This window comes from uncultured Phascolarctobacterium sp., from assembly GCF_902463975.1.
Taxonomy (GTDB): domain Bacteria; phylum Bacillota; class Negativicutes; order Acidaminococcales; family Acidaminococcaceae; genus Phascolarctobacterium_A.
The window spans coordinates 1-19,889 of sequence record NZ_CABQHJ010000035.1; the positions used below are offsets into that span (position 1 = coordinate 1).

Here is a 19,889-nt window from a genome sequence, read left to right on the forward strand (position 1 = left end):
TAAAGCAACATACTTTTTCTCTTACACTTATATGGTACTAAATAACCGCCCAGTCTGCAAAACAAGCGGTTATTTTTTATAACTAAATGTTCAAGGATAACCGTCTATCGGCGGCACCTTTTCTATTTCTATGATAGCACAAAGTAAAGCGTTTGACAACCGTTCTGATTAAATTCACAAATCCCTCACGTCTTATACTATTACTCAAACTTCCCACATAAAAAAGCTGTTTTTAGCTGCTCAAACCCTTATCACATCTAGGACTTACGAATATAAAAACAAAATTCAATTATCTAAGATGGGATTATACTATATGAAGCGCCTGCAGGCAAGCATTAGGCAAGAAAAGTTCAAGGAATGTTTTCTTGACCTGCCAGTCTTCATATTGTAAAATTAAATTAGTCTGAGGATGTGCCGCGTGGGACTGCCTGCCTGCGCGGCTCATTGTCTGTTTGCTCATAAATCAGCAGAGGCTTGTTTTTGCTGCCAAAAGCAGACAGTGAAGGATGTAAGCGCATGTACCGCTCAGGCGGTGGACGAGGAATGAGGTTATCGATCAGTCAGCGGATGCCTCACGGCCGGCTGCAGGCCGCAAACCGTGTACAAAGCCCTCCGGTAACGGGGGAGAGAAAAGCACGGTGGCAGAAAGGGCAAAGAAAACTTAAGGAGGCATTAATATGTGCGGAATTGTAGGTTATATCGGTAATCACGAAGCTGCTCCCTTTCTGCTTGATGGCATGAGCAAGCTGGAGTATCGTGGTTATGATTCTGCCGGCATTGCTGTTTATGAAAACAACAAAATCCGTGTGGAAAAGTGCGTAGGCCGTCTTGATGCACTGCGTCAGAAATTGGCAGGCCATATGCCTGTGGGCAATGTTGGTATCGGTCACACACGTTGGGCAACACATGGCCGTCCGTCGGATCGCAACGCGCATCCCCATACGGACAGCAGCGGCAAGTTTGTCGTTGTCCATAACGGTATTATTGAAAATTATCTTGGCCTGAAGGAAGAGCTGATTGCTAAGGGACATGAATTCCTGTCCGAAACGGACAGCGAGGTTGTTGCTCATCTGATGGCGGACCAATATGACGGTGATTTCGAAGAAACCGTCAAAAAGGTGCTGAAGCTTATCAAAGGCTCTTATAGCCTGGTGTTTATGTGCGAATACGAGCCTGATAAAATCATCTGCACCAAAAAGGATAATCCGCTGATTATTGGTTTGGGCGAGGGTGAAAACTTTATCGCTTCCGATATTCCGGCAATTATCAACCATACGCGCCGTACCTTTATCATGAGCGACGGCGAAATCGCTACGGTAACTGCAGACGGTGTTTGGGTGCAGGATATCAACGGCACTCCCATCAGCAAGAAGGTGTTTGTTGTAAACTGGAATGCCGAAGCAGCGGAAAAAGGCGGCTTTGAGCATTTCATGCTGAAGGAAATCTATGAACAGCCCAAGGCTTTGCGCGACACCATGACGAGTCGTCTGGACGCGGAAGCAAAAACCATCGGTTTCCCCGAGCTGAACTGGACAGCAGAGGAACTGAGAGATATCAATAAAATCTTTATTGTGGCCTGCGGTACCGCTTATCATGCAGGTATTGTCGGCAAATATTATCTGGAGCAGCTGGCACGTGTGCCGGTTGAGGTGGATATTGCCAGCGAGTTCCGTTACCGCGATCCGCTTGTTGATGGCAACAGTCTGACGATTGTTATCAGCCAGAGCGGTGAAACCAGCGATACGCTGGCAGCGTTGCGTGAGGCTAAGCGTCTTGGCTCCCGCACTCTGGCGGTTACCAACGTTGTCGGCAGCTCTATTGCGCGTGAGGCAGACCAGGTTGTTTATACCTATGCCGGTCCGGAAATTGCCGTGGCATCTACCAAGGCTTATACTACTCAGCTTCTGGCAATGCTGATGCTGGCGATTTATGTCGGCCGTCTGCGCGGCAGCATGAGTGCTGAGCGTGAGCAGGAGCTGGTGCAGGGCTTGACCTTTGTGCCCGAGCAGATTCACAAGATGCTGGAAAACGTGGACCAGATTAAGGTGTTTGCGCGTGAATACGGCAGCAGTGAGGATGCCTTCTTCCTGGGACGCAGCCTTGATTATGCTGTAGCGCTGGAGGGTGCGCTGAAGCTGAAGGAAATTTCCTACATTCATGCTGAGGCTTATGCGGCAGGCGAGCTGAAGCATGGCACCTTGGCGCTGATTGTTTCAGGTGTGCCAGTAATCGTATTGGCAACGCAAATGGATGTATACGATAAAACCGTCAGCAACCTGCAGGAGGTTAAGGCGCGCGAGGCTGTAGTTATTGCCATCGGCTTTGAGGGCGATACCTCTCTGGAAAAATATGCGGACCATGTTATTTACATCCCGCGTACGGACAAATATCTGGCACCGCTGATGGCAGTGCTGCCCTTGCAGCTGCTGGCCTACTATGCGGCGCTGACTCGCGGCTGTGATGTTGATAAACCGCGTAATCTGGCGAAGAGTGTAACAGTTGAATAAAGAATAAGTTAACGGCGTAACGGATAAAAAATCTGTTGCGCCGTTTTTTGTAAGAAAAAATAGTTGCCTGTCTGTGGTATACTAATATTATATTGTCTTGGAAGGGAGCGGGGAGCAGATGGCCTATAATGAGCTTTTAAAAAAATATGATGACATTAGGAGTATGATGCGGCGTTTTTATGTATACGGCTTTGAAACACGGCAGGATTTTAATGATAAAAGTCAACGTAGTTATGATGATGAGCGTCGGCGCATACAAAGCTGGCTAGACGAATATATGGATATTAATCCTGATGTAGCTGGCACAGCTTATCATATTTCGCTCGATAGCAGAGATATAAGTCACAATCCTTTGTATAAAAGCTGGAAGGCTAAAAGCTTCACCGATATAGACATCACTTTGCATTTTTATTTGCTGGATATTCTGGCGGACGGACAGGCTTATTCTGTAGCAGAGATGGAGAATTTGCTTAGCGACCGCTGTTTTAATTGTTTCAGCAACAAGGTGCATCAGCCAGATGCTAAAACAGTGCGCAATAAGCTTAATGATTATGTTGAATTGGGGTTGCTGCAAATAGTGAAGCAAGGGCGCCGAAATTTGTACCGGTTGCAGCAGGATAGGGTTAATTGGCGCAGCTGGCAGCTGGCCTGTGCCTTCTTTTCCGAGGCGGCGCCTTTAGGAGAGGTAGGCTCCTATATCCTGGATAAGTTTTCTGAGGATTGTGATGTTTTTAATTTTAAGCATCATTTTATCTTATACACAATGGACAGTCAGCTGCTGTACGAGCTGTTGGAGGCAATCAATGATAAGAAGTCTGTTATACTCTACAACTGGGAGAATGGTCAGCAAACTGTTTGTCCCTTGAAGATTTACTGCAGCACCAGGACAGGAAGGCAATATCTTTTAGGCTACAGCTATGATGAAAACAAGCTGCTTTTTAATCGCTTGAACCGTATTAAGTGTATTAAAGTGAAAGAGAGGGAAAATAATTATGAGCATTATCTGCAGCTGGCACAGAAAGCAGCACCACATATCTGGGGTGTAAGCTTGTTTGGCGCTGGCGAGCTGGAGAGAATCAGCTTTACGGTAGAGGTGGCATCTGACGAGCAGTTTATTGTGCAGCGTTTGGAACGTGAAAAGCGCTGCGGCACGGTGCAGCAGCTTGATGCCGCGCATTATCGCTTCAGTATTGCTGTTTATGACGCACGTGAGCTGTTGCCATGGATACGCACCTTCATCGGGCGCATTACAGCCTTTAGCTGCAGCAACAAGGCTGTCCAAGAGCTTTTCTTTGATGATTTAGATCAAATGGCATCTTATTACCGGGAGGCAGAAGCAGATGAAAAGCAGTGATATCTTTTTTAACGAAATATATGGTACGTATTTTAATGTTGTAAGCAGTATTCTGCAGCAGGCGCAAACGGGTGAGCTGACAGTAGAAAAACTAAATCGGATTGTGCAGGAGCAAGCCTTTGGTGACAGTTATCTGACAATACCTAAATCATTAGGAGATTGCGAATGGCCGTTACTCCAAAATGATATGACTACACCGCTTAAGCATGCTCCGGCAATGCCATTGACCACTCTGCAACGGCGCTGGCTGAAAACCTTGCTGAGCGATAAGCGGATGCAGCTTTTTGATGTAGATTTTACTGGTCTTGAGGATGTGGAGCCGCTGTTTACGCAGGAGCAATTTGTTTATTTTGATCGCTATAGTGATGGTGATGCTTATGATAATCCGCAGTATAAAAAGCATTTCCGTCTGTTGCTGCAGGCTATAAAAGAAAAACGCAAGGTGGAAATCAGCTTTATCAACAATAAAAACGATAGCGTGCGAAAAAGATATCTGCCGATGCAAATAGAATATTCAGCGAAGGACGATAAGTTTTGCTTAAAAGCGGTGTGTGGCGGCTCTCAGCAGTATGTGAATGTTGCGCGTATCAAAGATTGTTGCCTGTTAGAGACGGCAAATGCAGAGATATGTGAGCAGAAAGCACCGGAACGCTGTAAGCTTACTGCATTACTGACGGATGAACGCAATGCTTTGGAGAGGGCGATGCTGCATTTTTCGCATTTGGAAAAGACGACGGAGCGTCTTGATGAAAAGCATTATAAGTTGCATCTGACATATAACAAAAGTGATGCAATAGAGATGGTTATCCGTGTTTTATCCTTCGGACCGTTGCTGCAGGTGCAGGAGCCTGCCAGCTTTATTGAGCTGCTGCACAAAAGGCTGCAGAAGCAGCTGGCGCTGCAGGCAGATAAGTAAAAGCAAAAATATAATCGGCCAGAAGCTCATTTGATACTGAAGCCTTATTATAAACCACCGGACCTGTGGAATTTCTGCAGGTTCGGTGTATTTTTTTGTATTCTTAACAGTAATTTTCTTTTACGCAGTCAACAAATGTGTTATAATTAACGATACATGTCATTTTTGTGAAGAAGTTGAAATTTTTATGTGTAGGTGATGAAATGGAAATGTTTTTAGTGGCTGTGGGCTTCTATGGCATTGGCGTATTAACCATGCTGCTTCCCCACGGCATGCAGCGTGCTGCACACTGGCTTGCTAACAGCGCTGCCCTTTTTGGCAGCGCTGTCTGCGCTTATGCGGCAGGCCTGCTGCTTTTCGGCGGCGTGAGCCCCGCACCCCTGACCTGGGGCTCGTATTCTTTAGGCTGCGATGGCTGGAGCGCAGTCTTTCTGCTTTTGACCGGTATCGCCGGTGTTGTTACCAGCCTGTACGCGCTCGGTTATGCGCGTAGCTATGAGGGCAGCCGTCTGCGCCTTTTGGGCGGCATGTGGTGCCTGTTCATCATGTCTATGGTACTGGTGCTGCTGGCCGGCGATGCCTTCAGCTTCCTGCTTTTCTGGGAGATTATGGCCGTAGCCTCCTTTATGCTGGTTAACCATGAATCCGAAAAGCGTGCTACCTGGAATGCTGCCTATCAGTATCTGGTTATGACCAGCGTAGGTACGGCAGCAATTATGATTGCCTTTTTGCTGACAGGCTCTGCCAGCGAGGGCTTCAGCTTTGCTGCTATGTCCAAGAATACGTTGGATGGCAGCTGGCAGCATCTTGTTTTTGTCTGTGCCTTTGCCGGTTTTGCTTTGAAGGCCGGTCTGGTGCCGCTGCATGTGTGGCTGCCTAAGGCGCATCCGGCAGCACCCAGTCACGTTTCCGCGCTGATGAGCGGTGTTATGCTGAAGATTGCTCTCTACGGCTTCGGTCGTTTTATGTTCAGCTTTTTGCCTGCCTGGAATTACTGGTGGTGTGTTGTTGTACTGCTGGCAGGCGTAGTATCCGCATTTTTGGGCGTACTCTATGCTCAGATGGAAACGGATATCAAGCGCGTGCTTGCTTACTCCTCTGTAGAAAATATGGGCGTAATCTTTGCTGCCTTCGGCTGCGGTATGCTGATGAAGGCTTCCGACAGCAGCTTTTATATGCTTGGCTTTGTGGCTGCGTTGGTACATGCCTTTAACCACAGTATTATGAAGGTGCTGATGTTTATGTGTGCCGGCAGTATTATGCACAGCACCGGCAGCAAGAACCTGGAGCTGTTCGGCGGCCTGGCGCGCAAGATGCCGTATACCGCTGTGTTTACTTTCGTCGGCTCGTTGGCACTTGCCGCTATTCCGTTGACGAACGGCTTTACCGGTGAATGGCTGGTGCTGCAGAGCTTTATCAGCCTGGGTACAAGCTGCGCCGGTCAGGATATCCGCCTGTGGACTGCGGTATCCTTTATTCTGCTGGGCTTTACCGGAGCACTGGCTCTCGGCTGCTTTGTACGCTTCTTCGGCATCACCTTCCTGGGCCGTGCTCGCAGTGAAATTGTGGAGCATGCGCACGAATCCGATAAATTTATGCTCGCTGCTATGGGCGTTGCAGCTGTTTTAGTTGTTGCTTGCGGTTTTTATCCGCTGCCGGTAGTACGCGCAGCGCTGTTGGCGCTGGGCATGCCTGTTGCTCTTGATGCCTTCGGTATGAATCTGGCGTGGGCCGGTGTTGGTACTGCTGTCTGCTACAAGCCCTTGCTGCTGCTTGCTTTGCTGCTGGTGCTTGGCGCAGTGCTGTGGCTGGCTGTTAAGGACTGCTTTGTTGTGGAGGATGTTACCTGGAACTGCGGTACCTATCCGACGCAGCGTCAGCAGTATTCCGCTACCGGTTTCAGTAAGCCGGTGCGCCGTGCGTTCGATTATCTGCTGAAGCCCAAGCGTCAGGTAACCTACATGCGCAAGGAGCATGCTTACTTCGGACGTCAGCTTTCCTATAAGCTGGAAATTCCCGATATGATTACGGAAAAGCTTTATCAGCCGCTGCAGAAGCATTTTGTAAGTGTTTCCAATTTCCTGCGCCGTTTGCAGCAGGGCAGTGTGCGTTTATATGTTGCTTATGTTATGGTGGCAATGATGTTGGTACTGGTATGGGGGGCGCTTTATAAATGATTTTAGAGAATGAATTGTTACAGCTGGCCCTCGGTATGGCGCAGGCAGTTTTGCTGCTTTTGTGCGCTCCGCTGGTTACCGGCATTGTTAAAAAGGTAAAGGCCTGGATGCAGAATCGTATCGGCAGCAGCATCTGGCAGGAATATTATGATATCCGCAAATGGTGGGGCAAGCCTACGATGCTCACTCCTTATACCACCATCACCTTCCGTTTGGCACCCTGCGTATATTTTCTGACGACCTTTGCGGCAGCTTGCATGCTACCGGGCTTCTTAGGCGGTCAGGCCGGCTTCGGCGACGTTTTTGTATTTGTATATCTGCTGGCCTTGGGACGCTTCTTTATGGCAGTTTCCTCAATGGATGCAGCCACCGCCTTTGGCGGTATGGGCGGCAGCCGTGAGGTTTATGTGGCTGCCTTCGTTGAGCCTGTGGTGATGCTGGCCGTGCTTTCCAACGTGCTGCACACCAACAGCACTTCGCTGGCAGGCATGAGCCTGCGTACGGACGAGGTTAACCTGACGGTAGCAGGCGTGCTGACCTGCATTGCCTTCTTCCTTGTGTTGCTTGCAGAAAACAGCCGTATCCCGGTTGATAACCCCGACACACATCTGGAGCTGACGATGCTCCATGAATGCATGACACTGGAATATTCCGGCCGTCTGCTGGCGCTTATCCATTGGGCAAGCCAGCTCAAGCTGCTGGTATTCTTAGTGCTTTTCGCTATGCTGTATCTGCCGCTGGATTTGCCTGTTGTATTTAAGGTGCTTATCGGTGCGGTAGCTGTAGGTGTGGTTGAAACCTTGAACAATAAGATGCGCCTTTTCAAGGTGCGTGTATATCTGGCGGCAGCGGGCCTGATGCTGCTGCTGGCAGTAGTGGCACAGTAAGGAGGTAACGATGGAATATTTGGTTGTAAGTTTAATGTTTATCGTTTTCCTGCAGACGCGCTTTGTGGAGCTGCGCCGTGCAACTCTGTGTCTGGCGCTGCAGTCTGCCTTGATTGCTGCAGCCTGCCTCGTCGTAGGTATGAGCCATGGCAGCGGTTTACATGCCTGGCTGCCCGGTGTGCTGACGATTGCCGTTAAGGTGCTCTTTATTCCTTACGCTATTTTACGCGTGGTAAATCAGCTGCGCGATGAGCGTGAAATTGTCAGCGATATCAATGTAAATTATTCTACTGCTTTTGCAGCCTGCAGTCTGGCACTCGGCTACATGGTAATTGACGGTCTGCTGCCGCAGGCAGAGGGCCGCGATATTCTGGCAACATCTATGTTTATGATTATGACAGGCCTCGCGCTGATTGTTATGCGCAGCCGTGCTATTATGCAGATGATCGGCCTGATTACCTTGGAAAACGGCATTTACCTGCTCGGTCTGATTATGACCGAAGGCTTGCCGCTGATTATCGAGCTGGGCATTTTCCTGGATGTGCTGATTGCTGTTGTTATTCTTGTTATTTTAACCTCGCGTCTGCGTCTGTCGTTTAAAACGACGGATACAAATGTGCTGGACAAGCTGAAAGGGTAGGGGATGTAATGTTAACATATATTTTGATACTGTTATGCCTGCCACCCTTGTGCGCGGTGCTGGCACTGGCTGCGGGCTTCGGCAATAATATCCTGCATTGGCTGCACCGCCTGACGGCAACTGCGGTAGGTGTGTGCGTGGCGCTGATGGCAAAGTCCTTTAATCCTGCTGTGCCCTATGTTGATGATTATTTTTACATTGATGCGCTGAATATGTGGGTAATCATTATCATTACCACACTTTATCTGGCAGCAACCTGGACTGCGCGTAATTATCTTACGCGTGAGGAGCGCTGCGGCGTACTTAAGGGCGAGCAGCTGCAGACCGGCCGTTACTTTGCGCTGATGCAGCTTTTCTGCTGGACCATGTTCATCGTACTGCTGGTAAAAAACCTGGGCCTGATGTGGGTTGCCATCGAAGCGACAACCTTAATCAGTGCGCTGCTTATTTCCTTTAAATTTACCCGCGCTGCTTTGGAAGCAACGTGGAAATATATCATGGTTTGTACCGTCGGCATTTGCTTGGCGCTTTTGGGTACACTGGTTCTGTATTATGCGCAGCTTGATGCTTTGGGCGGCGAAAAGGCGCTCAGCTGGCTGTACCTGCATGAGCATGCCAACAGCCTGAACCCGGCTATGACTAAGCTGGCGCTGCTGTTTATCGTTATCGGTTACGGTACGAAGGCAGGCATGGCGCCGATGCATACCTGGCTGCCTGATGCCTATGCCGAGGCTCCGTCACTTACCAGCGGTATGCTGAGCGGTGCGCTCTGCAGCTGTGCGATTTACGTATTACTGCGTAATCTGGTTATCCTGCTGCCGACAGCAGGCGCTGCGATGATGAGCAGCATGCTGCTGTTCTTTGCTGTGCTGACTGTGGCGATTGCCGTGCCGTTCGTTGTTGTACAGCGTGACGTTAAGCGTATTCTGGCGTATTCCTCTATGGAAAACATCGGCATTATGGTTGCCGGTATCGGCGTATTTTCTGCCTTCTCCCTGAAGGCTGTGATGCTGCATATGTACAGTCATGCAATGATTAAGTTCGTGCTGTTCTATATTGCCGGCACTATTATCCAGGAATACCAGACACGCAATATGATGCGTATTCACGGTATGATTAAGGATGTGCCGCATACAGCAACCTTCTGGCTTACCGGTATGCTGGGTATTTTGGGCCTGCCGCCGATGGGCCTTTTCTTCAGTAAGTTTTACATTATGGCAGCTATGTTCCGTGAAGGCCATTGGGTAGCAGGCAGTCTGCTGATTATTCTGCTGGCCGGTGTGCTGATTGGTATTTTGTACCATGGTATGCGTATGCTGTGTGATAAATCTAAGCGTCAGCCCTTGGGCGATTTGCTGGGAGCAACCGACGTGCCTGTGCTGGCAGCGCTGCTGCTTTTGACCTGCGTAGTGGGTGCAGGCTTTGAAAATATTCCCTGGCTCAACAATCTGCTGAACCAGGCTGTGCGGATTATAGGAGGCTGAGATAATGCTAGTTAAACCGGAAAATTTGCGTGGTGCTGCCAATATCTGCAGCGACAGCGGCAAGCGTCCGCTGGCTGCTATGTTTGGCGCAGACGAAACGCTGCAGGGCGGCGGTCTGGCCATCTACTGCCTGTTCTATAATGCTGAAAAACGTGATATAGATGTTTTGAAGGCTCCGTTCCCCGCGGACGGTCCGCTGGAATATCAGTCACTGACTACGCTGCTGCCGGCTGCTGCCTGGTATGAGCGCGAGCTGCATGATATGTTCGGCTTCGAGCCGCAGGGACATCCCGATATGCGTCCGCTGGTGCTGCATGAGAGCTTTCCCGAAGGCTTTCATCCGCTGCTGAAAAAATATCCCAAGGATTATGATGCACGCGGACATCGTGAATACGAAATGCTTACCTCACAGGGCGAAGGCCTCTTTGAGGTTCCTGTAGGACCTATTCACGCAGGCATCATCGAGCCCGGTCATTTCCGTTTCAGTCAGGCCGGTGAGGCTATGCTGCAGCTTGATGCCAAGCTGTTCTTTACCCACCGTGGTATTGAAAAGGCTGCCGAAGGCCTTACGCCGATGGAGGCGCTGCCGATTGTAGAACGCATCTGCGGTGCCTGCAGTGTAGCCAATACGCTGAGCTTCTGTCAGGCGGTAGAAAAATGCTCGGAGGCAGAGGTGCCTTACCGTGCGTGGTTAATTCGTACACTGGCTGCGGAGATGGAGCGCTTGTATAACCATGTGGGCGATACGGGCAATATCTGCGCCGGTGTCGGCTTCTCGCCTGTAATCAGCATGGGTACGCGTCTGAAGGAATACTTGATGCAGCTCAACGAAATGCTGGCAGGCAACCGTTTCTTGCGCGGTCTGATTATCCCCGGCGGTGTGCAGTATGATGTTACCGATGCTATGCTGGAGGAAATCGAGGAGGTTCTGCGTGAGGTAGAAGCTGTTTATGCCGATATGGTACATATCATGTGGGAGCAGGCGAACTTCGTCAACCGTATCCGTACTACCGGCAGAGTACGTCAGGAAACTGCCTTTGATCTGGCTATGGTAGGCGTGGGTGCGCGTGCCAGCGGCAGTAACCGTGACAGCCGTAAGGATATCGGCTACGGTATTTATGATGAGCTTGATTTTGAGGTTATTACGGAAACAGCGGGTGATGTCGAAGCACGCATTAAGGTGCGTATCGGTGAGGTTGCCCAAAGCCTGAAGCTGGTGCGTCAGCTTATCAGCAAGCTGCGCCGCAATGCGGAAACGCAGCTGGCGGCAGAGCTGGGCGAGCTGCAGCAGGAGGAAGGTCATTTTACCTGGGGCATCAGCGAATCTGCCCGCGGTGATAATCTGCATTGCCTGCTGCTGGACAAGGAAGGCCGCATAGACCGCCTGTTTGTGCGCAGTGCCTCCTATCCTAACTGGCCGGCGCTGACTGTGGCAGTACAGGGCGACATCATTCCGGACTTTCCGTTAATAAATAAGAGCTTTGAGTTATGCTATGCCTGCATAGACCGCTAAGGAGGTGGCAAGATGTTAAAAATGCTGGAGGCAATTCTTCACGGAAAGATTGCTACCGAAAATATTGATACTACGGGCCACAAGCGTCTGCGCGGTCAGCTGCAGTGCGACGGCAGCTGCGACGGCTGCGGTGCCTGTGCCGCTGCCTGCCCGGTAGGAGCTGTGAGCGTGGCTGACGGTAAAGCAAAAATAGATTACAGTAAGTGCGTTTTCTGCGGTCGCTGTGTAGAGGCCTGCGCGCGTAAGGCGCTGGTGCACACGAATCATGATGCTTTGGCGCAGATTCTGGCTGACAGTGCCGTGCAGGTAAGCGAAGCAGTCACAGCGAAGCTGGGACGCTCTCTGCATGTACGTCATCTTGACGCTGGCAGCTGCAATGCCTGCGATTTTGAGCTGGGTGCGATGAGTAATCCTGTTTATGATTTGCACCGTTACGGTATCGCCTTCGTTGCTTCTCCGCGTCATGCGGATATGCTGATGGTTACCGGCGTGGTTACGCGCAACCTGGAGCAGGCGCTGCGTATGACCTATGACGCTATGCCTGAACCGAAAATGGTTATGGCCTGCGGTGCCTGTGCCTGTGGCGGCGAAACCTATGGCTGCACTTATGCTGTTGTGGGACGTGCAGCTGACGTGGTGCCGGTTGATATTGCTGTGCCCGGATGCCCGCCACGACCGGCTGCGATTATTGTGGCTTTGTGTGCTGCGGCAGATATGCTGAAGGAAAGAATGTAACCTTGTTTTAAAAAAGAATTAATCAGTATTTTATTACACTGATTAATTCTTTTTTTGCATTTTTATACTTGTACTCTGCTGTAATACGTGATAATATATAGAAAATCAGTTACGTTCGATAAACTGATATGGGGAAACCAAATGAGGGGGTTTGAAAAATGATTGTTTTTAGACCGGCAACTTTCAGCGATGTAGAACATATACACAAATTGCTGAATTATTATGCAAAGGAAGGCTTGATGCTGCCACGTGCGCGCAATGCGATTTACGAGAATCTGCGCGATTATATTTTAGCGGTGGAAAACAACCGTCTGTTGGGCTGCGGCGCGCTGCATTTTGTCTGGGACCGCTTTGCGGAAATCCGCTCGCTGGCGGTGGAACCGAGCCTGCAGAAAACAGGCATAGGCCGTCAGCTGGTGGAGCATTTGGAAAAGGAGGGCATTGAGCGCGGAGTGACGATGTTTTTCACTCTTACCTATCAGCCGGGATTTTTTGCCAAGTGTGATTATATTGAAACGGCTAAGGATAAGCTGCCACAGAAGGTATGGAAGGAATGTGTGTATTGTCCGCAGTATCCATACTGTAATGAGATTGCTTTCATCAAGACAACAGTTGATTATGAGCCGTCGCAAATTAAATTTTAATTTTAAGGGCTGCCGAGAGCATTTTGTCATCGCTGATGACGAGGCTGCGCTGAGGGCAGCTCTTTTATTTTTGCGCCTTGAATGGTACAATAAAAAGGCAGAGTATAAATTTTACACGGTAATTTTACTGTTGTTATACCGGATAAATTAATGGAAAAGAGGTTGAATTTATGAAATTATATTCCTGGAATGTTAACGGCTTGCGTGCCTGCATGACGAAGGGCTTTGCTGAATTTTTGCAAGAGGCTGCGCCGGATATTATTTGTCTGCAGGAAACGAAGATGCAGCGCGAGCAGGCGGATTTTGTATTCCCCGGTTATGAGGAGTATTGGAACAGTGCGGAGCGTAAGGGCTACAGCGGTACTGCTGTTTTTACGAAGGTTAAGCCTTTGGCTGTTACCTATGGTCTGGGACAGGAGGAGCACGATAAGGAAGGGCGTGTGATAACGCTGGAGTTTGAGAGCTTTTATCTGGTGACGGTGTATACGCCTAATTCCAAGGATGGCCTGGCGCGTCTTGATTACCGCATGGTGTGGGAGGATGTGTTCCGTGCTTATCTGCAGGAGCTGGATGCTAAGAAGCCTGTTGTTGTCTGCGGTGATCTGAATGTGGCGGCTGAGGAGATTGACTTGAAGAATCCTAAGACTAACCGCAAGAATGCAGGCTTTACGGATGAGGAGCGTGCTAAGTTCCGTGAGCTGAAGGCTGCGGGCTTTACGGACAGCTTCCGTTATCTGCATCCGGAGGAGGTTAAGTACAGCTGGTGGAGCTATCGCTTTAAGGCGCGTGAGAAGAATGCGGGTTGGCGTATTGATTATTTTGTGGTTTCGGACAGAATTGCGGCTAAGCTGCAGAGCGCGGAGATTCACAATGAGGTTTTCGGCAGCGACCATTGTCCGGTAAGTGTTGAGCTGGATGTGTAAGGGGGAGCTGCTGGCGTCGCAATTGTATATCGTTTCAATCAGAGCAATTTCTTAACGCAAATTTCGTGTGGAACCAAGACGAAGCGGCGCAAAACTTGCGCTATGCTGACAAATGCTACTATAAAAATAAGGCATAGCGCTCAGACATTGCGCCCCTTAGCGGTTCGTGTCAAGCCAATCAGCTGCGCTCTGTGAGCTTGCTTCTTGGGACACTATCGCATGGCGCGCATAAACCAATCAGCATCGTCCTACGGACTTGCTTCTTGGATGCGCCCGCATGTGGTTCCAAACACTCATTTGCTAAAATTGCTATTCATTACACGATATAACAATTGCTCGTTTTATACTTAATTTTTACGGTTTGTTTTTTAGTTGGTGATGAACATGGATTTTAAAATTCAGGCTCCGTTTGAGCCTGCCGGCGACCAGCCGCAGGCGATTGCCAAGCTGGCGGAGGGTGTGGAGCAGGGCCTGCGCACGCAGGTGCTGCTAGGTGCAACGGGTACGGGCAAGACGTATACGATTGCGCAGGTAATCAATAAGGTGCGTAAGCCGACGCTGGTGATTGCGCATAATAAGACGTTGGCGGCACAACTGGCGAGTGAGCTGAAGGCGTTCTTCCCAGAGAATGCGGTGGAATATTTTGTTTCGTATTACGATTATTATCAGCCGGAGGCCTATATTCCCCAGTCGGATACGTATATTGAGAAGGATGCTTCGATTAACGATGAGATTGATAAGCTGCGCCATAGTGCGACCAGTGCCTTGTTTGAGCGCAGGGATGTTATTATCGTAGCCAGCGTTTCCTGCATTTACGGCTTAGGTGCGCCGCAGGAGTATTATGATATGGTGCTGTCGCTGCGCTTGGGGCAGATTATCGACCGCCAGAAGATTTTGCATAAGCTGGTGGAGATTCAATACAATCGTAATGATATTGATTTTAAGCGTGGCACCTTCCGTGTGCGCGGTGATGTGATTGAGGTTATTCCCGCAGCCTATGGCGAGAAGGCTGTGCGCATTGAAATGTTCGATGATGAGGTTGACCGCATTGTGGAATTTGATGTGCTGACAGGTGAGATTCTGGCGCAGCGTAACCATGTGGCGATTTTCCCGGCGAGCCACTATGTTACGAGCCGTGAGAATCTTGAACGCGCTATGAATGATATTCGCGAGGAGCTGGACGAGCGTCTTGATGAGCTGAATAAGCATGGCAGGCTGTTGGAGGCACAGCGTCTGGAGCAGCGCACGAATTACGATTTGGAGATGATGCAGGAGATGGGCTATTGTTCCGGCATCGAAAACTATTCGCGCCATCTGGCAGGACGCAAGGCCGGTGAGCCGCCGTTTACGCTGGTAAATTATTTTCCCAAGGATTTTTTACTGGTTGTTGATGAGTCGCACGTAACACTGCCGCAGATTCGTGCAATGTATGCCGGTGACCGCTCGCGTAAGGAGATGCTGGTGGAGCATGGCTTCCGTCTGCCGTCGGCCTATGATAACAGACCGCTGACCTTTGACGAGTTTCAGGCGCAGATCAAGCAGGCGATTTATGTTTCTGCTACGCCGGCGAAGTATGAGCTGGAGCAGGCAGATAATGTCGTTGAGCAGATTATCCGCCCGACAGGCCTGTTGGACCCGCAGATTGAAATCCGCCCGATTAAGGGACAGATAGATGATTTACTGGGCGAAATCAACAAGGTTGCCGCCGCTGGTGAGCGTGTGCTGGTGACTACGCTGACGAAGCGCATGGCGGAGGATTTAACAGAATATCTGAAGCAGGCAGGTGTGCGTGTGCGCTATCTGCATTCGGAAATCGCTACGATTGAAAGAGCGGAGATTATCGACAGCCTGCGTGCCGGTAAGTTTGATGTGCTGGTAGGCATCAACCTGCTGCGCGAAGGCCTTGATTTGCCGGAGGTGTCGCTGATTGCGATTCTGGATGCAGACAAGGAAGGCTTTTTGCGCAGTGATACGGCGATGATTCAGACCATCGGCCGTGCTGCGCGTAATGCTCACGGTCGTGTTATTATGTATGCCGACCGCATTACCGACAGCATGCAGCGGGCGATAGATGAAACCAACCGCCGCCGCGAAAAACAGCAGGCGTACAACGAGGAGCACCACATTACGCCGAAAACGATTTATAAGGAGCAGCGCCAGCTGATTAAGCTGACGAAGGTGGCAGACACCGAGGAGGCAACGTCCTATGGCAGCAGCAAGAAGCTGAAGCAGAAATCAACGAAGGAGCTGAACACGCTGGCCCGCGAGCTGGAAAGACGGATGCAGGAGGCGGCCAAGGCGTTGGACTTCGAGGCGGCGGCCGAGCTGCGTGACCAGTTGATTATCGTCAAGGGACAGCTGGGACAGAAGCTGGTGCCGAAGAAAAAGAAAAAATAAACGCTGACACAGAAGTTTGACTTTTCCTGTTTGGCGTTATATAATATACAAGATATTTTTATTCAAATTCTGTGAAGCGGAGCAGTAGTCTGCAGTATCTTTCAGAAAGCCGGCGGTTGATGCGAGCCGGCAGTTAGGGCAGATGAACTCACCGTGAAGAAGCCGCAAGGAAATGTGCGGACGTGATGCTGCGTTAAGGCTAATTGAGTGGCGGCTGTAGCCGCAATCAGGGTGGTACCGCGAATTTTTCGTCCCTGACCTTTTTTAAGGTCGGGGATTTTTTATTTTCGACCAACAATAATACCTGGGAGGTAATGAAATGATTCAAGAAAAGTATGCTCCCCATGATATTGAAGCTAAATGGCAAAAATACTGGGAAGAAAACAAAACCTTTAAAGTAGAGATGGATAAGGATAAGCCTAAATCCTACGTTCTGGAAATGTTCCCCTATCCGTCCGGCAACCTGCACATGGGCCATGTTCGTAACTATTCCATCGGCGACGTAATTGCACGTTTCCGCACTATGAAGGGTTTCAACGTTCTGCATCCGATGGGCTGGGACTCATTTGGTATGCCTGCTGAAAACGCTGCTATCAAACACAACATTCCGCCTAAAAAATGGACTCTGGAAAACATCGCCAACATGACTCGTCAGTTGAAGGCTCTCGGTCTGTCCTACGATTGGGATCGCGAGGTTACCACCTGTAAGGAAGATTATTACAAATGGACTCAATGGTTCTTTGAGCTGTTCTACAAACGCGGTCTGGCAGTTAAAAAGGAATCTGCCGTAAACTGGTGCGACACCTGTAACACCGTATTGGCTAACGAGCAGGTTATCGACGGCAAATGCTGGCGCTGCGACCATGAGGTTGTTAAAAAGGATCTGAGCCAATGGTTCTTCAAAATCACCGATTATGCTGATGAGCTGCTGAAGGATCTTGACCTGCTGCCGGGCTGGCCCGAGCGCGTAAAAACCATGCAGCACAACTGGATCGGCCGCAGCGAAGGCTTGGAATTCTCCTTTGAAATCCCGGCACTTAACGATACTGTTGCTGTTTACACCACCCGTCCGGATACTGCTTACGGCGTAACCTTTATGGCTCTGGCTGCCGAGCATCCGCTGATTAAAAAGATTTGCGAAAACAATCCGAAGGCTGACGAAATCAACGCTTTCTGCGAGCGTGTTCGTAATCAGTCCGAAATTGAACGTACCTCCAGCGAATCCGAAAAAGAGGGCGTATTCACCGGCGTATACTGCATCAACCCGTTCACCGGCCGCAAGGTAGAAATCTGGGTAACCAACTATGTACTGTATGATTACGGTACCGGCGCTGTAATGGGCGTTCCTACCGGTGACCAGCGTGACTGGATGTTTGCAGACAAATACGGTATTGAAAAGATTGTTACCATCTGCCCAATCGGCAAAGAGCTGAAGCTGGAAGAAATGACATGCGCTTACGAAGAAAAAGAAGGCATGCTGGTTAACTCCGGCGAATTCACCGGCATGGAAATGCACAAGGCTATGAGCGCTATCATGGACAAGGCTGAAGCTGAAGGCTTTGGTAAACGTCGTGTAAACTACCGTCTGCGCGATTGGCTGATCAGCCGTCAGCGTTATTGGGGCGCTCCGATTCCTATCATTTACTGCCCGCACTGCGGCGAGGTTCTGGTTCCGGAAGACCAGCTGCCGGTTCGCCTGCCTGAGGATGTAAGCTTTACTGCCGGTGCTAAATCTCCGCTGGCAACCTCCGAAGAATTCGTTCACTGCAAATGCCCGAAATGCGGTGCTGACGCAACCCGTGAAACCGATACCATGGACACCTTCCTGTGCTCCTCCTGGTACTATCTGCGTTATACCGACGCACACAACGACAAGATGCCGTTTGACAAGGAGCTCAACAACTATTGGGGTCCTGTAGACCAATATATCGGCGGTATTGAGCATGCTATTCTGCATCTGCTGTATTCCCGCTTCTTTGTAAAGGTTCTGCGTGACGCAGGCCTGGTTGATTATGATGAACCGTTCAGCAACCTGCTGACTCAGGGCATGGTAATCAAAGACGGTGCTAAGATGAGTAAATCTCTGGGCAACGTTGTTTCTCCTGAAGAAATTCTTTCCAAATACGGTGCTGATACCGCGCGTCTGTTCATCCTCTTTGCTGCTCCGCCTGAAAGAGAGCTGGAGTGGAGCGACCAGGGCGTTGAAGGCTCCTTCCGCTTCCTGAACCGTATCTGGCGTATCGTACAAGCATTTGAAGCTGTTCTGGCACAAAAGGTTACCGAATACGATCACAGCAACCTGAGCGAAGCAGATAAGGACCTGCGCCGTGTACTGCATAGCAGCATTAAGAAGGTTACCAACGATATCGAAACCCGCTTCAACTTCAACACTGCTATTTCCACTATGATGGAACTGGTTAACGCTCTCTATGCTTATAAAGAAGCTGCCAAAGAGCCGAATGCAGGTCTGATTTACGAAGCAATTTCCGACCTCATCAAGATGATGAGCCCGTTTGTTCCGCATATCACCGAAGAGCTGTGGCGCGGTGCTATTGATGCCAACAGCAGCGTACATGAACAGAGCTGGCCTGAGTGCGATGAAGAAGCACTGAAGGTTGACAATGTAGAAATCGTTCTGCAGGTTAACGGCAAGGTTCGCGGTCGTCTGACTGTTCCGGCTGAAGCTACCAAAGAAGAGCTTGAGAAAATTGCTATGGCTGACGCTAACGTTCAGGCTCACATCGGCGATGCAACCGTACGCAAGGTTATCTGCGTACCCGGCCGTCTGGTAAACATCGTAGCGAAGTGACACCCGATTTGTAACGAGCGTAAGCTAAGTTAGAAATCGAAAAGGTGGAACGAATCCCCGTTGCGACCGAACAGGGAGCAAGAAGAGGGGAAAAATAAAAGTAAAAATAAAATTTGTCGCGAGCTTTAGTATTACTGGCCGCTAACCACTAATTACTAACCGCAACCACCGCAGTTACAGCTGTCCTGCAGCAGGCAGTTTCCGCAGACTGTAGCGCGGACAAAAAAATAAGCAGTGCATGTCAGCAATGACATTATTTAGTAGTACTAAATAACGCTTACATTTTCAGAGTCTCTGAGAATAACGTAATTGTTATTCTTGGGGGCTCTTTTTGTTTTTGGGGGAGTACCCTCTCCGCCTCACTGCGTTCGGCACCTCTCCCTTACAGGGAGAGCGAATTCGACGTGCAATTTTTACTTTATTTCTAGGAGGATTGTTATGGGATTTATTGAACAAAATCGAGATTTATTACCTTATGCCAAATATCTACGAAAGAATATGACTAAGCAGGAAAAGCATTTGTGGTATGATTTTTTATCTAAGCATAGGTTAAAGTGGTATAGGCAAAGGATTATAGGTAGCTATATAGTCGATTTTTATTGTAGTAAATTAAAACTGGTTATTGAAATAGATGGAGGACAGCACTTGCAAAAAAATAATTTGTATTGTGATAATGTTAGAACCTTGGCTTTGCAACAGGAAGGCATTTATGTTTTACGGTTTATGAACAGTGACGTTGATTATCATTTTGATTATGTATGCAACGAAATAGAAAAAAATATTAATGAAAGATTAGAGAAATGCATGGATAGTATTTCGAAAAAGTCTCCCCTGTAAGGGGAGATGTCGCCGAAGGCGACAGAGAGGTATAGTAAACAATTTTCAAAAATACGGAGGTATACC

General features: G+C 49.3%; 14 protein-coding genes and 1 other annotated feature. All 14 genes read left to right on the forward strand.

Annotated features, from left to right (window positions below; all coding sequences use genetic code 11):
• The first annotated feature begins 677 nt into the window (after positions 1–677).
• The 14 genes from glmS to RDW05_RS10055 all read left to right on the forward strand — a co-directional run bounded on the left by glmS (position 678) and on the right by RDW05_RS10055 (position 19,823).
• Positions 678–2,507 (forward strand): glutamine--fructose-6-phosphate transaminase (isomerizing), encoded by a 1,830-nt coding sequence (gene glmS, locus RDW05_RS09990; protein ID WP_293827391.1) that lies wholly within the window; start codon positions 678–680, stop codon positions 2,505–2,507.
• 163 nt (positions 2,508–2,670) lie between these two features.
• Entirely contained in the window at positions 2,671–3,861 is a 1,191-nt protein-coding gene (locus tag RDW05_RS09995; RefSeq protein ID WP_307978924.1) for a WYL domain-containing protein, read from the forward strand.
• A complete protein-coding gene (locus RDW05_RS10000; protein WP_307978925.1) occupies positions 3,848–4,777 on the forward strand; it encodes a WYL domain-containing protein in 930 nt (309 codons plus the stop codon). The genes RDW05_RS09995 and RDW05_RS10000 overlap by 14 nt, the downstream gene beginning before the upstream one ends.
• A gap of 203 nt (positions 4,778–4,980) precedes the next feature.
• A complete protein-coding gene (locus RDW05_RS10005; RefSeq protein WP_307978927.1) occupies positions 4,981–6,954 on the forward strand; it encodes a proton-conducting transporter membrane subunit in 1,974 nt (657 codons plus the stop codon).
• Positions 6,951–7,841: an NADH-quinone oxidoreductase subunit H gene (locus RDW05_RS10010; RefSeq protein ID WP_307978929.1), complete on the forward strand. Its 891-nt coding sequence runs from the start codon at positions 6,951–6,953 to the stop codon at positions 7,839–7,841. Before RDW05_RS10005 ends, RDW05_RS10010 begins: the two co-directional genes overlap by 4 nt.
• A 10-nt stretch (positions 7,842–7,851) precedes the next feature.
• Positions 7,852–8,481 (forward strand): hypothetical protein, encoded by a 630-nt coding sequence (locus RDW05_RS10015; RefSeq protein WP_021720884.1) that lies wholly within the window; start codon positions 7,852–7,854, stop codon positions 8,479–8,481.
• 8 nt (positions 8,482–8,489) lie between these two features.
• Positions 8,490–9,965 (forward strand): proton-conducting transporter membrane subunit, encoded by a 1,476-nt coding sequence (locus tag RDW05_RS10020; RefSeq protein ID WP_304245006.1) that lies wholly within the window; start codon positions 8,490–8,492, stop codon positions 9,963–9,965.
• Between the two features lie 4 nt (positions 9,966–9,969).
• Complete coding sequence (locus RDW05_RS10025; RefSeq protein ID WP_307978932.1) at positions 9,970–11,478, forward strand: NADH-quinone oxidoreductase subunit C; 1,509 nt, start codon at positions 9,970–9,972, stop codon at positions 11,476–11,478.
• A gap of 12 nt (positions 11,479–11,490) precedes the next feature.
• Positions 11,491–12,213 carry an NADH-quinone oxidoreductase subunit NuoB gene (gene nuoB / locus RDW05_RS10030; protein WP_307978933.1) on the forward strand — a complete coding sequence of 241 codons (723 nt, stop codon included), beginning with the start codon at positions 11,491–11,493 and terminating at the stop codon, positions 12,211–12,213.
• Positions 12,214–12,374: 161 nt separating this feature from the next.
• A complete protein-coding gene (locus tag RDW05_RS10035; RefSeq protein ID WP_044484792.1) occupies positions 12,375–12,857 on the forward strand; it encodes an N-acetyltransferase in 483 nt (160 codons plus the stop codon).
• A gap of 170 nt (positions 12,858–13,027) precedes the next feature.
• Complete coding sequence (locus RDW05_RS10040; protein WP_293388501.1) at positions 13,028–13,780, forward strand: exodeoxyribonuclease III; 753 nt, start codon at positions 13,028–13,030, stop codon at positions 13,778–13,780.
• 384 nt (positions 13,781–14,164) lie between these two features.
• Positions 14,165–16,177, forward strand: coding sequence for an excinuclease ABC subunit UvrB (gene uvrB / locus RDW05_RS10045; protein ID WP_307978934.1), 2,013 nt, complete (start codon positions 14,165–14,167; stop codon positions 16,175–16,177).
• A gap of 62 nt (positions 16,178–16,239) precedes the next feature.
• Positions 16,240–16,436: a binding site (T-box leader), on the forward strand.
• 60 nt (positions 16,437–16,496) lie between these two features.
• A complete protein-coding gene (gene leuS / locus RDW05_RS10050; RefSeq protein ID WP_307978936.1) occupies positions 16,497–18,986 on the forward strand; it encodes a leucine--tRNA ligase in 2,490 nt (829 codons plus the stop codon).
• 438 nt (positions 18,987–19,424) lie between these two features.
• A complete protein-coding gene (locus tag RDW05_RS10055) occupies positions 19,425–19,823 on the forward strand; it encodes an endonuclease domain-containing protein (RefSeq protein WP_304077300.1) in 399 nt (132 codons plus the stop codon).
• Positions 19,824–19,889: the final 66 nt, after the last annotated feature.